Consider the following 16,986-nt stretch of genomic DNA (forward strand, 5'->3'; position numbering starts at 1 on the left):
ATGTCGAAAATTGCCGAAATTCTGCCGTTGGCACCACTGCAGCAGGGTTTACTGTTTCACGCGCTGTATGACGAGCAAGCCGCCGATGCTTATCAGATCCAGTTGGTGTTCGAGCTGACCGGACCACTGGAGCCGGAAGCGCTGCAGGCGGCCATACACGCGCTGTTGCAACGGCACCCCAATCTGCGCGCGGCATTCGTGCACGAAGGGCTTGAGCAACCACGGCAAATCATTCCACGCGACATCACGGTGCCGTGGCAGTTCGTCGATCTGTCCGCGCTGGACCAGGCCGCGCAGCAGCGCGAGCTGCAAAACGTGCTCGATAAAGACAACCAGCAACGTTTCAACCCGGCGCGTCCGCCGCTGCTGCGTTTTATCCTGATTCGGCTGGATGCCGGTCGCCACCGGCTGGTCTTTACCCACCATCACATCCTGCTCGATGGCTGGTCGATCCCGATTCTGCTGAAAGAGCTGTTTGCCCTGCAAAAAAGCCGCGGCGACGCCTCGGCGCTGGCACCAGTCACGCCCTATCGGGATTACCTGGCCTGGGTCAAGCAACAAGATCCGGAGACCTCGCGCAACGCCTGGCGCGATTATCTCGAAGGCCTGGAAGATCCCAGTCGCCTGGTCAGTCATCTGCCGGCTACCGCGCCACCTACCGCGACCTTTAGCCTGCATCTGTCGGAAACCCTGACCGAGGCATTGACCCGCCAGGCCCGCCGCCACCGGCTTACCGTCAACACCCTGGTGCAGGCGGCCTGGGGTCTATTGATTGGCCGCCTAAGCGGCCGTAGCGATGTAGTCTTTGGCGTCACCGTTTCAGGCCGGCCAGCCGAATTGGCCGGCGTGGAAAACATGGTCGGCATGCTGCTTAATACGCAGCCCATGCGCCTGCAGTTGCGCCCGGCGCAAACGCTGCTGCAACTGCTGCGGCTGTTGCAAGAGCAGCAAGCCAGCCTGATCGAGCATCAGCATCTAAGCCTCAGCGATATTCAGCGCATCGCCGGCCTGGGTGAGCTGTTCGATACCCATGTGGTTTTCGAGAACGCGCCGATCAGCGAGATCTCGCCCGATGCACGCTCGGCCGATGAGCTGCAGGTTGACTATGTCGGCCGCGAAGGCGGCGACCGCACCCATTACCCGCTGGGCCTGTGCGCGATTCCGCGTGCCTCGCTGGAACTGCGCCTGGGCTATCGCCCCGATGCCTTCGACCGCGCCGCCGTCGAGCTCATCGCTGAGCGTCTGCAAGGTCTGTTCGAAACCCTGGCCGACGATCTGGATCACACCGTCGGCCAGGTCAGCGTGCTGCGCCCTGACGAGCGCACCCGCCTGCTGTACCACTGGAACGACACCGCCCAGCCGCTGCCCGCCGCGACCCTGCCGGAACTGTTCGAAGCGCATGCCGCGTCGCCGTCCACCGCGCTGATCTTCGAAGGCCAGTCGCTTAGTTATCAGGCCTTGCACGAACAAGCCAACCGGCTTGCCCATTACCTGATCCAGCAAGGCATCGGCCCCGAGCACATCGTCGCCATCGCCTTGCCGCGCTCGCTGGAACTTATTGTCGCCTTGCTCGCCGTGCTCAAGGCCGGTGCCGCCTATCTGCCGCTGGACCCGGATTATCCGGCCGAGCGCCTGGCCTTGATGATCGAGGACGCCCAGCCGGCTGTTGCCCTCAGCTTTGCCGAACAGGCCCATAGCTTGCCGTCGTCGCTGACGCGCTGCCTGCTGGATGCCGCCGAGGTGCAGACAGCGCTTGCCGCGATGCCCTCGACAAATCCCACCCAGGCCGAACGGCTGCAGCCGCTGCAGCCGGCGCACCCGGCCTATCTCATCTACACCTCCGGCTCCACCGGACGCCCCAAGGGCGTGGTCATCGCGCACCACGCCATCGCCAATTATCTGCGCTGGGATCGGCAGGCTTATTACCAGCACCCCGAACTATCTCAGGGCGGTTCGCCCACGGTCTTCTCGATCAGCTTCGATGCCGGCATCACCACCGTCTTCGGTGCCTTGATCGCCGGCCAGCCGCTGACCGCCTTGCCGGCCGGCGACGAGGTCGAGCGACTGGGCAACGGTCCCGGTGAGGCCGTGCCGTACACCCTGGTCAAGGTTACGCCTTCGCATCTGAAGCTGATCAATCAAAACCTGCAAAGCAGTCTGGCGGCCAGCCCGACGCAGACGCTGATGACCGGTGGCGAGGCGATGGTCCCGGCCGATATCGCCTTCTGGCAGCAGCGCTTTCCCGACGTGCGGTTAATCAATCACTTTGGCCCCACCGAGACCACCGTCGGCTGCGCCACCTTTGAGATCACCGACGACGTCAGCACCGCGCACAGCATTCCGATTGGCCGTCCGATCTGGAACGCCCAGCTGTATGTGCTGGATGCGTCCTTGCAGCCGGTACCGGAGGGCGTGCCCGGCGAGTTGTATATCGCCGGTGCCGGCTTGGCCCGTGGCTATCGGCAGCGGCCCGAGCTGACCGCCGAGCGCTTTGTCGCCAACCCGTTCGGTGAGCCGGGTAGCCGCATGTATCGCACCGGCGATCTGGTGCGCTGGTTGCCCAGCGGGGTGATCGATTACCTCGGACGCATCGATCATCAGGTCAAGATCCGTGGCTTCCGCATCGAACTGGGCGAGGTCGAGGCGCGCCTGCAACAGCGGCCGGCGGTCGAGCATGCCGTGATCATCGCCCGCGAGGATCATCCGGGCCAGAAGCAGCTGGTCGGCTATGCCGTCGCCGCCGCCGGGCACACCCTGGACCCGGCCGCGCTGCGTCGCGAACTGGCCGAACAGCTGCCCGATTACATGGTGCCCAGCGCCATCGTCGTGCTGGCGGCGCTGCCGTTGACGCCCAACGGCAAGCTGGATCGCAAGGCGCTGCCGGCGCCGGATTTTTCCTCGGCGGATCGGCGCGCCCCGCGCACACCGCAGGAGGAAGTCCTTGCCGGCTTGTTCGCGCAGGTGTTGCGGCTGGACGCGGTCGGCATCGACGACAGCTTCTTCGACCTCGGCGGCGACAGCATCAGCTCGATCCAGCTAGTCAGCCGCGCGCGCAAGGCCGGCTTGCTGCTCAAGCCCAAAGATATCTTCCTGCATCAAAACGTCGCTGCCCTGGCCGCGATGATCCAGCCGCTGGTAACGGCAACGGTCAGCGACGATGTCGCCATCGGCATGGCACCGCTGACCCCAGTGATGCACCGCCTGCTCGATACCGGCGGCCCGATCCAGCGCTTCAATCAGTCGATGTTGCTGGCACTGCCAGCTGGCCTCGATGCGGCTCAGCTGGCCACGGCATTGCAAGCGCTGGTCGAACATCACGATGTGCTGCGACTGCGATTGCAGCGCGCTGCCGAACAGGCCGATCAAGCGGGGGCAATGATCGATATCCAGCCTCGCGAGGCCTTCCGCGCCGCCGATGGCATCAAGGCCATCGACGTCTCCGCCCTAAGCCTCGACGAACTGCGCCAGCGTATCGATGCCGAGCGCGATCTCGCCCAAACACGCCTGGACCCGGAAGCCGGTCGCGTCGTGCAAGCGGTGTTCTTCGAACGCGCCGTGGGCACCCCTGGCCTGTTGCTGCTGATGCTGCATCACTTGGTGGTGGACGGTGTCTCCTGGCGCATCCTGGCGCCGGATCTGCTGAGCGCTTGTGAGGCCAGCCTTTCCGGCCAGCGTCTGGTACTCGATGCGGCCAGCACCTCGTATCGACGCTGGGCGCAGCGGCTGGCCGCCGAAGCGTCGACGCCAACCCGCTGGGCCGAGCTGCCCTTGTGGCAGGCCATCGTCGAACGCGCGGACCCACTACTATCGCCGCGCCGCCTGGATACCACGCGCGATACCGTCAGAACAGCGGCCAGCTACAGCGTGACCTTACCCTCGGCCATCACGGCGGAACTGCTGACCCGCGTACCGGCAGCCTTCCATGTGCGCATCAACGATGTCTTGCTGACCGCCTTTACCCTGGCGTTGGCGCATTGGCGTCATCAGCGCGGGCGCGGCAGCGAATCGGCGGTGCGCGTGGATGTGGAAGGCCACGGCCGCGAGGATATTTTTGACGGTATCGATCTGTCGCGCAGTGTCGGCTGGTTCGCTACCCATGTGCCGGTAAGCCTGGATGCAGGCACGCATAACCTGGAGCAAGCCATTGGCAGCGGCCAGCTGCTGAGCCGCGCGCTTAAACGCATCAAGGAACAACTGCGCCAGTTGCCTGACAACGGCATGGGTTACGGCTTGCTGCGTTACCTCAATCCGGCCTCGGCCAAGATCCTGGCCAGCGCGGCGCCGGCGCAGATCGGCTTCAACTACCTGGGCCGTTTCAGTGCCTCGGAACATCGCAGCGATGAAACCGCTATCGCGACCGGTGGCCTCAACAGCGGCACCGACCTGGAGCGGCCACTGCCTTATGCCATCTCGCTGAATGCGATTACCTACGACCGCAGCCAGGGTGCCGAACTGACCGCGCACTGGTCGTGGGCTGGCGAGTTGTTTTCCGAAACCGATATGCGCGAGCTGGCGCAAACCTGGTTCCGCGCCCTGGAAGCATTGGCCAACTGCGCGAAACAGCCCAACGCGGGTGGCCTCACGCCTTCGGACGTGCCGCTGGTCGCGTTGACTCAAACGCAGATCGAACAGCTGGAAGCGCGCTACCCCGCGATCGCCGACATCCTGCCGCTGTCACCGATGCAGCAAGGCTTTTTGTTCCGTGCGCTATACGACGAACAGGATACCGGCAGCTACATCGTGCAGCGTGTGCTGCAGTTGCATGGAGCACTGGACCCGGCACGGTTGCACACGGCTGCGCACGGGGTGTTCCAGCGTCACGCGAACCTGCGTGCGGGCTTTGTCCACGAAGGCCTCGACCAGCCGGTGCAGATCATTCCGCACGAGGTCACCTTGCCGTGGCAATACCTCGACTTGTCGGCACTGGCGCAAGAGCAGCGCGAGCGCGAACTGCAAGGCATCCTCAGCGACGATCACGCACGCCGTTTCGATCCGGCGCAGCCGCCCTTGATGCGTTTCACCCTGGTACGCATGGAGGCGCAACGGCATGTCTTTGTCTGCACCAACCACCATGTACTGATCGACGGTTGGACATGGCTGATCCTGCTCGGCGATTTGCTGGAGCTGTACAAGACGCAAGGCGACGCCAGCTCTCTGCGGCCGGTAACTCCGTTCCGTGATTACCTGGCCTGGATCAAGCAACAAGACCGCGGCGCCGCACAGGCTGCATGGGCGCAACACTTTGCCGGGCTGGAAGAGCCGACCCGGGTGGCCCCGGGCGCATCCGCCATCGGTGCCATGCAAGAGGCGCTGACGCTGACTTTGCCCGAGGCGTTGACCGCCGCCATCCAGCAGAAAGTGCGCCGTCTCGGCGTCACCTTGAACACCTTGGTGCAAACCATTTGGGGCCTGGGTCTGGGCAGCCTGACCGGACGCAACGATGTGGTGTTCGGCATCATCGTGGCCGAGCGCCCCGCCGAATTGCACGCCGCCGAACAAATGGTCGGCTTGATGATCAACGCGCTGCCCCTGCGCTTGCAATGGACGCCCGGCGAAACGCTGCCCGCCCTGGTCACGCGGGTGCAAGAGCAGCAAGTACGCCTGCTCGAACACAACCACATCGGATTGATCGAGATTCAGCAGATCGCCGGACTCGGCGAATTGTTCGACAGCCATATCGTGTTCGAAAACTACCCGTTCGACCCCGAGGCCGTGGCAACACGTGAAGAAGGGCTGCAGGTCGAATTCAACGGCGGCCAGGGCGGTGCGCGCTCGCATTATCCGCTGGGTTTGTGGGCGGTTCCCGGCAAGCAGCTGCATCTGCAATTGGGTTACCGGCCCGACCTGTTCGAGCGCAGCGCGATCGAATCATTCGCCCAGCGGCTGTTGCATTGGTTCGAAGCTTTCGCCGAGGAAGCCGCCCGGCCGCTGGGTCAGATCAGCCTGTTGACGCCGGCCGAACGGCTGACCTTGCTTAGCGAATGGAACCCCGCTGCCGCACCGGTCGCCGATGCCACCGTGGTGCAGCAGTTCGAAGATCAGGCCAGCCAGACGCCCGAGGCCATCGCACTGGTATGCGAAGACAGCGAGCTCAGCTATCGACAGCTTAACCGCCGCGCCAATCAGTTGGCTCACCGGTTGATCCAGGACGGCATCGGGCCGGAGCAGATTGTCGCCATTGCCTTGCCGCGTTCGATGGACTTGGTGATAGCCGTACTGGCGGTGCTCAAGGCGGGCGCCGCCTACCTGCCGCTGGACCCGGATTATCCGTCCGACCGCCTGGCTTTCATGCTTGAGGATGCGCGCCCGGTACGCCTGATTAGCAGGCGCGACGAAGCGGCGCGCCTGCCTGGCCATCACGGCCATATCGCCATCACTGATCTGCCCAGACCCATCGCCAAGCCACAGCATTCGCGGTTTGAGCAACCCGTCGCCGTTGCCGCCGGGATCATGCCTGCGCTCCCACTGCCGGACGATCGCAATGACATCTCCGGCGCAGCGACCGCACTGCTCGATCAGCCTGAGCAACCACCATCGCTGCCTGATGGCAACGGCCCGGTACGTGCCGTACCGGCGCTGACCCTGTCGCAGCTGTTCGAACAACAAGTTGCCCGCACACCCGAAGCCATCGCCGTGCTGTGCGACGGCGATGAACTCAGCTATCGGCAGCTCGACCGGCGCGCCAATCAGCTGGCTCATTGTTTGATCCAGGACGGCATCGGCGCCGAAGATATCGTCGCCATCGCCTTGCCGCGCAAGCACGAGATGATGGTCGCGCTGCTGGCGGTGCTCAAGGCTGGCGCGGCTTATCTGCCGCTGGACCCGGACTATCCCAGCGAGCGCTTGATCATGATGATCGACGATGCCCGGCCGGTCCGGATCATCGCCGACAGCTCAACCATTGCCGCCTTGCCAAGCAGCATTCCGCCGCTGTTGATCGACAGCGAAGAGCTGCGTGCGACATCGGCGTCCGCCAGCGGCGACGCACCGACCCAAGCGCAACGTGTGCGCCCCTTGCTGGCGCAACATCCGGCCTATGTGATTTACACCTCGGGCTCCACCGGCAAGCCCAAAGGCGTGGTGGTTACCCAGCAAAACCTTACCGACTTCATGAGCTGGGCGGCCACCGATATCGGACTGCGCGGACTGTCACGGGTGCTCGCCACCACCTCGTTGAACTTCGACGTCTCAGTATTTGAGATCTTCGCTCCGCTGGTGGTTGGTGGCCGGATCGAACTGCTACGCAATGCGCTGGCCTTGAATGAGCGCGACTCCTGGGCCGGCAGCCTGGTCAGCGGCGTACCGTCGGTTTTCTCCTGCCTGCTGGATCAGTCGTCGCTGGATATCGCCGCCGATACCATCGTGTTCGCCGGTGAGGCGTTGCCCCCGGCCTTGTTCAAGACGATACGCGCACGTGCCCCCAGCACCCGCTTGGCGAATATCTATGGCCCGACCGAGACCACGGTCTATGCACTGGCCGGCATCGCCGAGAGCGGCAGCGAAGCATGCCCGCCGATTGGCCGCCCCCTCAGCAATACCCAGGCCTTGGTGCTGGATGCGCAATTGCAGCCCTTGCCGAGCGGTGTCGCCGGTGAGCTTTACCTCGCTGGCGAGGGTGTAACACGCGGTTATCTGCATCGCCCGGCGCTGACTGCCGAACGCTTCGTCGCGCATCCCTTCGCGGCCGGCCAGCGGATGTATCGCACCGGCGATCTGGTGCGTTGGCGCAGCGATGGCCAGCTCGACTACCTGGGCCGCGTCGATCATCAGGTGAAGATCCGTGGCTTCCGCATCGAACTGGGCGAAATCGAAGCCTGCCTGAGCCAGCAGGCCGCGGTGGCCCAGGCCGTGGTCATCGCACGCGACGATCATGCCGGGCAGAAACAACTGATCGGCTATGTCGTGCCCGCCCACGGGCAAAGCGTGGATGCAGCGGCACTGCGACGCAGCCTATCCGAACACCTGCCCGCCTATATGCTGCCTGCCGCGCTGATGGTGCTGGACGCATTGCCGCTGACCGCCAGCGGCAAGCTCGATCGCAATGCCCTGCCGGCGCCCAACTTCTCGTCCACCCCATACCGCGCCCCGGGTACACCGCAAGAGGACATGCTCGCCGGGCTGTTCGCCCAGGTGCTCGGGCAGCCTTCGGTCGGCATCGACGACAGCTTCTTCGATCTGGGTGGTCACTCCTTGTTGGCGACCCGCCTGGTCAGTCGCATCCGTTCGACGCTGGGCATCGAGCTGCCCATCCGCACGCTGTTCGAAGCGCCGACGGTGGCCGCGCTTGCCGCGCAGCTGGATTACGGCCACAGCGCTCGACTGGCCTTGGCTCGGATGCCGCGCACGGCGCATACGGCCTTGTCTTTTGCACAACAGCGGCTATGGTTTCTGCATCAATTCGAGGGCCCCAGCGCGACCTACAACATACCGCTGGCCCTGCGCCTGGAAGGGCATCTCGACAAGGCCGCATTGCAGGCGGCCTTGAATGATCTGGTCCGGCGTCATGAAAGCCTGCGCACGGTTTTCGGCGACGAGGGCAGCGAGGGCGATGCCGAGCAAATCGTTCTCGCCGACGATGCCAGCCAACTCCAGCTCGAACGGTTTTCCAGCAGCGAAGCCGAGCTGGGCCGCAAACTCAGCCAGGCCGCCGCCTACTGTTTTGACCTGGCCTACGAAATACCGATACGCGCCTGGCTGTTTACGATCAGCCCATCACAGCATGTGCTGTTGCTGCTGGTGCATCACATTGCCACCGACGACGGCTCGCTGGCGCCGCTGTCGCGCGACCTGAGCACGGCTTACACCGCGCGGCTTCAAGGCCAGACACCCGCATGGGCGCCACTGCCCGTGCAGTACGCCGACTATGCGCTGTGGCAACGTCAATGGCTGGGTCACGAGTCCGATCCGGATAGCGCGTTCAGCACGCAAATCAGTTACTGGAAGCAAGCCCTGGCCGGCCTTCCCGAGCAACTCAGCCTGCCGACGGATCGGCCGCGCCCGATCCAGGCCAGCTTCCGCGGCGGACATGTCGATTTCAGTCTGGACTGCCATACCTATGCGCGCCTGGCTGAGCTGGCCCGCCATGAGCAGGCTAGCTTGTTCATGGTGCTGCACGCGGCGGTGGCCGTGCTGCTATCCAGGCTCGGCGGCGGCAACGACATTCCCATCGGCACGCCCATCGCCGGCCGTACCGACGATGTACTCGACGACCTGGTTGGTTTTTTCGTCAATACTCTGGTGCTGCGCACCGATACCTCCGGTAACCCGAGTTTCCGCGAGTTACTGGCGCAGGTACGCAGCCATGACCTCAACGCCTACACCTATCAAGACCTGCCTTTTGAGCGGCTGGTGGAAATTCTCAACCCAGCCCGCTCGCACAGTCACCATCCGCTATTTCAGGTGATGGTCTCGATGCAGACCGACATGGGCGATGCGCTGGCCTTGCCTGGGCTGGTGATTACCCCGGAGGCGACTGAGCAAAACATCGCCAAGTTCGACCTGAGCTTTGCCTTTACCGAAAGCGCCGCGCTGGACGGCAATCCGCAGACACTGCGGGCGAGCATGGAATACGCCAGCGATTTATTCGACGCCGCCTCGGCGCAACGCATCGCGCAGCGATTAGTACGCCTGTTAGAAGCCGTCGCCCGCAACGCCGGGCAACGCATCGAGCAGATCGACCTGCTCGATGGCGCCGAACGGCAGCAGCTGCTGCTCGGCTGGAACGACACCGCACACAATGTGTCTGCCGAGACCACGCCACGGCTGTTCGAACAACAGGTGGCAGCGACCCCGGATGCCGTGGCGCTGATCTTCGACCAGATATCGCTCAGCTATGGCGAACTCAATGCCCAAGCCAATCGCCTGGCGCGGGTCTTGATCGGCCAAGGCATCGGTGCGGAAGACATGGTCGCCGTCGCCCTGCCGCGCTCGGTGGATATGGTCATCGCCATGCTGGCGGTGCTCAAATCCGGCGCGGCCTATCTGCCGCTGGACCCCAACTACCCGCATGACCGGCTCACCTATATGGCCGAGGATGCCCGTGCGGCCTGCATCGCCACCCAGCATGCGGTGGAGATCGATTTCCCGACGGTGCCATCGCGGTTGAACCTGGACGATGCCGCGCTCATCGCCGAGTTGCGCCAATGTGCCGATGGCGACATCGCCGATGCCGAACGCGTGCGCGCCACAACCGCGCTGCACCCGGCCTATGTGATCTACACCTCCGGCTCTACCGGCAAGCCGAAAGGCGTGGTGATAGCGCACCGCGGCCTGCGAAATTTCCTCGCCTCGATGCAGGCGCAACTCGCCTTCGGCCCGCAGGAGCGGCTGCTTGCGGTCACCACCATCGGCTTCGATATTGCCGCGCTGGAAATCTTCCTGCCGCTGGTCAGCGGCGCCAGCCTGGTGCTTGCGCGGCGGGAAACCGTGCTCGATCCGCTGGCGCTGGCGGCACTCATCGTGCAAACCGGCGCCACCATGATGCAGGCGACGCCTACGCTATGGCAGGAGCTGGCCGCCGCCGGCACGGCTGCCTTGCAGGGGCTGCGCGCGCTGGTCGGCGGTGAAGCCCTGGCCAGCTCACTGGCGGCAAAGCTTCACCGCGCCGGCGCCGATGTCGTCAATCTCTATGGGCCGACCGAAACCACGATCTGGTCGACCTTCGCCGAACTCGACCAGGCCAGCACCGACGCACCATCGATTGGCCGTCCGATCTGGAACACCCAGGTATACATTCTGGATGCCGCCATGCAGCCGCTGCCCAGCGGCGTCGCTGGCGAGTTGTATATCGCCGGTGAAGGCCTGGCGCGTGGCTATCTCAACCGCGCGGCGCTGACCGCCGAACGGTTTATCGCCAACCCGTTCGATCCTTGCGGCAGGCGCATGTATCGCACCGGCGACCTGGCGCGCTGGCTGCCCGATGGCCGTCTCGACTTTATCGGCCGCGCCGATCATCAAGTGAAGATTCGCGGCTTCCGCATCGAGCTTGGCGAGATCGAGGCCAGCCTGTTGCAACAGCCTGCCGTCGCCCAGGCGGTGGTGATCGCCCGTGAGAATCAGGCGGGGCAGAAACAGCTGGTGGGGTATCTGGTCGCCGCCGCGGGACAGGTTGTCGATACGACGAGCATGCGCCGCACGCTGTCCGGGCACTTGCCTGACTACATGGTGCCCGCGGCGCTGGTCGTGCTCGAGGCCTTGCCGCTAACGGCCAATGGCAAGCTGGACCGCAAGGCGCTGCCGGCACCCGATTTCGGCTCCATCAGCCGCCGCGCACCGCGCAATCCGCAAGAAGAAATCCTCGCCGGCCTGTTCGCCGAAGTGCTTGGCCTGGAAACGGTCGGCATCGACGACAACTTCTTCGACCTGGGCGGCCATTCCTTGCTGGCCACCCGCTTGATCAGTCGTATCCGCTCGACCCTGGGGGTGGAACTGGCCATCCATGCCTTGTTCGATACGCCGACCATCGCCGAACTGGTGTTGCAGCTGACCCAGGGCCATGCCGCCCGATTGGCCTTGGGCCGCAGCGAGCGCCCGCCAACCATCCCGCTCTCGTTCGCGCAGCAACGGCTATGGTTTCTGCATCAGCTGGAAGGCCCGAAGCCTTACAACATTCCTGTCGCCTTGCGCCTTGCAGGGCCACTCGACAGCGCCGCGTTGCATGCGGCGCTGAACGATGTGGTGGCACGCCATGAAAGCCTGCGCACGATGTTTGCCGAAGCCGATGGCGTCGGCGAGCAAATCATTCTCAACCCGCAGACGCTGCAGCTAAGCCTCGAATCCATCGCCACCAGCGAAGCCGAACTCGCCGAACAACTGACCCAGGCCAGCGCCTACAGCTTCAAGCTGGCTGAAGAAATACCCCTGCGCGGATGGCTGTTTGCGCTAAGCGAGAGCGAACACGTCTTGCTGTTGCTGGTGCATCACATTGCCGCCGATGGCTGGTCGGTAGCGCCGCTGCTGCGCGACCTGGGCGATGCCTATGGCGCTCGCCGCCAGGGGCATGCGCCGCGCTGGGCCGAACTGCCAGTGCAATACGCCGACTTCACCCTGTGGCAGCAGCGCCTGCTCGGCACGGACGCCGATCACGACAGCGCCATCGCCCGCCAGATCGGCTATTGGAAACAGGCCCTCGCCGGCCTGCCGCGGCAGCCGATCTTGCCGACCGATCGCCAGCGTCCGGCCCAGGCCTCGCTGAGCAGCGACCATGTGCAAGTAGAGATCGATGCGGCGACGCATCGTGGCTTGCTGGAACTGGCCCGGCACAACCGCGCGACGCTGTTCATGGTGCTGCATGCCGCGGTCGCCACGCTGCTATCACGACATGGCGCGGGTAACGACATCGTCGTCGGCACGCCGATCGCCGGACGCACCGATGATGCGCTCGACGATCTGGTCGGCTTTTTCATCAACACTCTGGTTTTGCGCGTAGATACCTCGGGCAATCCCAGCTTTCAGGATTTGCTCGCCAGTGTGCGTGGCACCGATCTGGCCGCCTATGCGCATCAGGATCTGCCGTTCGAGCGGCTGGTCGAAATCATTAATCCGCAGCGCTCCAACTCGCATCATCCGTTGTTCCAGGTGTTGTTGGCGCTGCAAAACCAAGACGAGACCGCCCCGACCCTGGCAGGGCTGGATACCTCGTCGCAGCCCTTGCGTTCGGCCGGCGGCACGCGCTTCGACCTGCTGTTCAACTTCACCGAGAGCCGTGCTGCCGGCGGTATCCCGGCGGGCATCTCGGCGAGCCTGGCTTTCGCCAACGATTTGTTCGATCGCCACACGGCGGTATCGCTGACCGAACAATTGCTGCATCTGTTGCATTCGGTGATCGCGGCGCCGCTATGCCCGATCGAACAACTCGATCTGTCGGGCACCCCGGGGCAATACCATGGCGCTGCGCACCGATATGCGCCCGCCATCCCGGCGACTCCGCTGCTATGCCTCGACGATGCCTTGGTCAGTGCGGCCATCGCCGCCTGCCCGACCCATAACCCGACCGACCGCGAGCGCGTGCAGCCGCTGCATAGCCGGCATCCGGCGTATGTCATCTACACCTCCGGCTCCACCGGCAAGCCCAAGGGCGTGGTCATTCCACACCAGAACGTCACCCGGCTGATGGCCAGCACGCAGGACTGGTTCCATTTTGGTGCGAGCGATGTCTGGACCTTGTTCCATTCCTACGCTTTCGACTTCTCCGTGTGGGAGCTGTGGGGGCCGCTATTGCATGGCGGACGTCTGGTGGTGGTGCCGTATCTCACCAGCCGTTCGCCCGCCGACTTCCTCACGCTGCTGGTCGAACAACGCGTTACCGTGCTCAACCAGACGCCCTCGGCGTTCTATCAATTGATGCAGGCCGATCGAGAGCAACCGCAGCTGGGTCAGCAATTGTCGCTGCGCTGGGTGATCTTCGGTGGCGAGGCGCTGGAACTGGCGCGCCTGCATGACTGGTACGAGCGGCATGCCGAAGACAGTCCGCGACTGGTGAATATGTACGGCATCACCGAGACCACCGTACACGTCACTTTTGTCGCCTTGGACCGCGAACGGATTGCCGCGCGCAGCAATAGCCTGATCGGCAAACACATCCCCGATCTGCAAGCCTATGTGTTGGATGCCGCCTTGCAGCCGTTGCCGGTCGGCGTGGCCGGTGAGTTGTATATCGCCGGTGAGGGTTTGGCACGCGGGTACTTGAATCGCCCGGCGCTGAGCGCCGAGCGCTTTATCGCCAATCCGTTCGATCCGAACGGTCGCCGCATGTATCGCACCGGTGACGTCGCGCGCTGGTTACCGCAGGGCGAGCTGGACTTTGTCGGCCGCGCCGACAGTCAGGTCAAGATTCGTGGCTTCCGCATCGAGTTGGGCGAGATCGAAGCCTGTTTGCTGCAGCAGCCGTCGGTGGCCCAGGCCACGGTCATCGTTCGCGAGGATCAGCCCGGTCACAAGCAATTAGTCGGCTATCTGGTCGCCGCCACTGGACAAACCCTGGATGCCGCCACGCTACGGCGCACGCTGTCCGAACACCTGCCCGAGCATATGGTGCCTGCCGCCCTGGTCATGCTCGATGCCTTGCCGCTGACTACCAATGGCAAGCTCGATCGCAAGGCACTGCCCGCGCCGGATTTCATCTCCACCAGCCGACGCACGGCGCGCACGCCGAAGGAAGAAATCCTGGTCGGCCTGTTTGCGGAAATTCTCGGCCTGGAATCGGTCGGCATCGATGACAGCTTCTTCGATCTGGGCGGCCATTCCTTGCTGGCCACCCGCCTGGTCAGCCGCATTCGCTCGACCCTGGATGTCGAGTTGCCGATTCGCGCCCTGTTCGAAAGCCCCACGGTGTCCGGCCTGGCCGGGCAGTTAGGCATGGGCGGCGCCGCGCGCTCGGCGTTGCGGCCGATGCCGCGCAGCGAACGCATTCCGCTGTCTTTTGCCCAGCAACGACTGTGGTTTCTGCACCAGTTCGAAGGCCCCAGCCCGACCTACAACATTCCCTTGGGACTACGGCTGCAAGGCCAGCTCGATACGGCAGCCTTGCAGGCGGCCTTGAACGATGTGCTGATACGCCACGAAAGCCTGCGCACGGTGTTCAGCGAAAGCGACCGCGATGGCCACGCCTGGCAGACCATTCTCGACAGCGATGCCGTATCGCTGAATTTTTCCGTGGTCGCCTGCGACGAAGCAGAACTTGAGCGTCAACTCGACCTGGCCGCCGGCTACAGTTTCGACCTGGCGCGCGAGATGCCGATCCGTGCATGGCTGTTCGCATTAAGCCCAACGCTGCACGTGTTGCTGCTGTTGGTGCACCACATCGCCAGCGACGGCTGGTCGTGGGCGCCGCTATCGCGCGACCTGGCCACTGCGTATGCGGCACGCCTGCAAAGTCAGCCGCCGACATGGTCGCCGCTGCCGGTGCAGTACGCCGATTACGCGCTGTGGCAGCGCCAATGGCTAGGCCATGAATCGGACCCGGACAGCGCGCTTGCCGCGCAAATTGCTTACTGGAAGCAAACGCTCGCCGGCCTGCCCGAGCAGCTGACGCTGCCTACGGACCGGCCGCGCCCGGCGCAATCGAGCTTCCATGGCGAACTACGCATCTTTGAGCTAGACACGCCGCTGCATGTCCGCTTGCTGGAACTGGCGCGCGATGCCAAGGCCACGTTGTTCATGGTCTTGCACGCGGCCATCGCTACGTTGTTGTGCAAGCTCGGGGCGGGCACCGACATTCCCATCGGCACCTCGCTGGCGGGGCGCACCGATGACGCGCTCAACCATCTGGTCGGCTTCTTCGTCAATCTCTCGGTATTGCGCACCGACTGCTCGGGCAACCCCAGCTTCCGCGAGCTGTTGCAGCAAGTCCGCGCGGTCGATCTGGCCGCCTATACGCATCAGGATCTGCCGTTCGAGCGCCTGGTCGAAATCATCAACCCGGTCCGCTCGCAGTCGCACCATCCGCTGTTCCAGGTGGCCCTGGTGTTCGGCAACAACTCCAATGCATCGCTGCAGCTACCCGGCCTTGACGTTTCATCGCAGCCGCTGAGCGGCGACAGCGCCAACTACGATCTCACCTTTACCTTCTCGGAGCGGCGTACCGACAGCGGCGCAGCCGATGGGCTGGCAGCCAGCCTGACCTACGCCACTGACCTGTTCGACAGCGCCACGGCGCAGACCTGGGTGGCACGGCTGCGCGCGGTGTTTGAGGCGGTGGCGAAAAATCCCGATCAGCCGATCAGCCAGATCGATCTGCTCGGTCATGCCGAACGGCAGCAGTTGCTGCTGGACTGGAACGATACCCAGCGCCCGGTCGCTACTGGCACCTTGCCGCAACGCTTTGCCGAGCAGGCCGGCAGGACGCCGTATGCGATCGCCGCGGTCGCCGGCAATCAATCGCTAAGCTATGCCGAACTCGATATCCGCGCCAATCAACTGGCACACCATCTGCAAGCGCTCGGCGTGGGCGCGGAGGTCATGGTCGGGCTGTGCGTGGAACGCTCGCTGGATGTGCTGATCGGCGTGCTTGGCATCCTCAAGGCGGGCGGCACCTATGTGCCGCTGGACCCGGATTATCCGTCCGAGCGCCTGGCCTTCATGCTTAACGACACCATGATCGCGGTGCTGGTGGCACAGGCCGAGCTGGTCGAGCGGCTGCCTTCACACTGGGCCCGGGTGGTGGAAATCGATGGCGAGGCCGAGGCGATTGCCCGGCGCCCCATCAGCGCGCCCGAGACAACCGCACGCGCCGAGCACCTGGCCTACGTGATGTACACCTCCGGCTCCAGCGGCACGCCCAAGGGCATTGGCGTGACCCATCGCAACGTGCTGGAACTGGCGATGGATCGACGCTGGCAGGATGAAACCCTGCAACGCGTGCTGATGCATTCGGCGCAAGCCTTCGATGCGTCGACCTATGAGCTGTGGGTGCCGCTGCTCAGCGGCCGGCAAATTGTCGTGGCGCCAGCGGGCGAAACCGATATTCGCGTGCTGGAACGTGTCATCCGCCAGCAAAACGTGACCTCGCTGTGGCTGAGCGCCGGCCTGTTTCATCTGATGGCGGAAGAGTGCGTCGATTGCTTTGCCGAGGTGCGCCAGGTGATTGCCGGTGGCGATGTGCTTTCGCCCATCGTCATTCAATCGCTGCTGGATCGCTTTCCACGGCTAAAGGTGGTCAATGGCTACGGCCCGACCGAAACCACCACGTTTGCCACCAATCACGCCATGCTCGCCCCTTATAGCGTCGGTGCCAGCGTACCGATTGGCAGCCCGCTGGATAACACCCAGCTGTATGTGCTGGACGATGCCTTGCAGCCGTTGCCGCAAGGCGTCGCCGGTGAGCTGTACATCGCCGGTGAAGGCTTGGCGCGCGGCTATGTCCATCGCGCCACCCTGACCGCCGAACGCTTTGTCGCCAACCCCTTCGACGCCGGCGGCAGGCGCATGTATCGCACCGGCGACCTGGTGCGCTGGCTGCCCAACGGCCAGCTCGATTTCGCCGGACGC

Annotated in this window: 1 protein-coding gene (running past one end of the window); it reads left to right on the top strand. The window is 64.2% G+C overall.

Annotated elements, in window-relative coordinates; all coding sequences use genetic code 11:
* Positions 1-16,986: the 5' portion of a non-ribosomal peptide synthase/polyketide synthase gene (locus OUZ52_RS01695; RefSeq protein WP_266156574.1), read on the top strand. The gene runs 14,052 nt beyond the window's last position; the window shows 16,986 of its 31,038 coding nt (coding positions 1-16,986); the start codon lies at positions 1-3; its stop codon lies beyond the right edge, outside the window.

This window comes from Dyella silvatica (assembly GCF_026283955.1).
GTDB classification, from domain to species: domain Bacteria; phylum Pseudomonadota; class Gammaproteobacteria; order Xanthomonadales; family Rhodanobacteraceae; genus Dyella_C; species Dyella_C silvatica.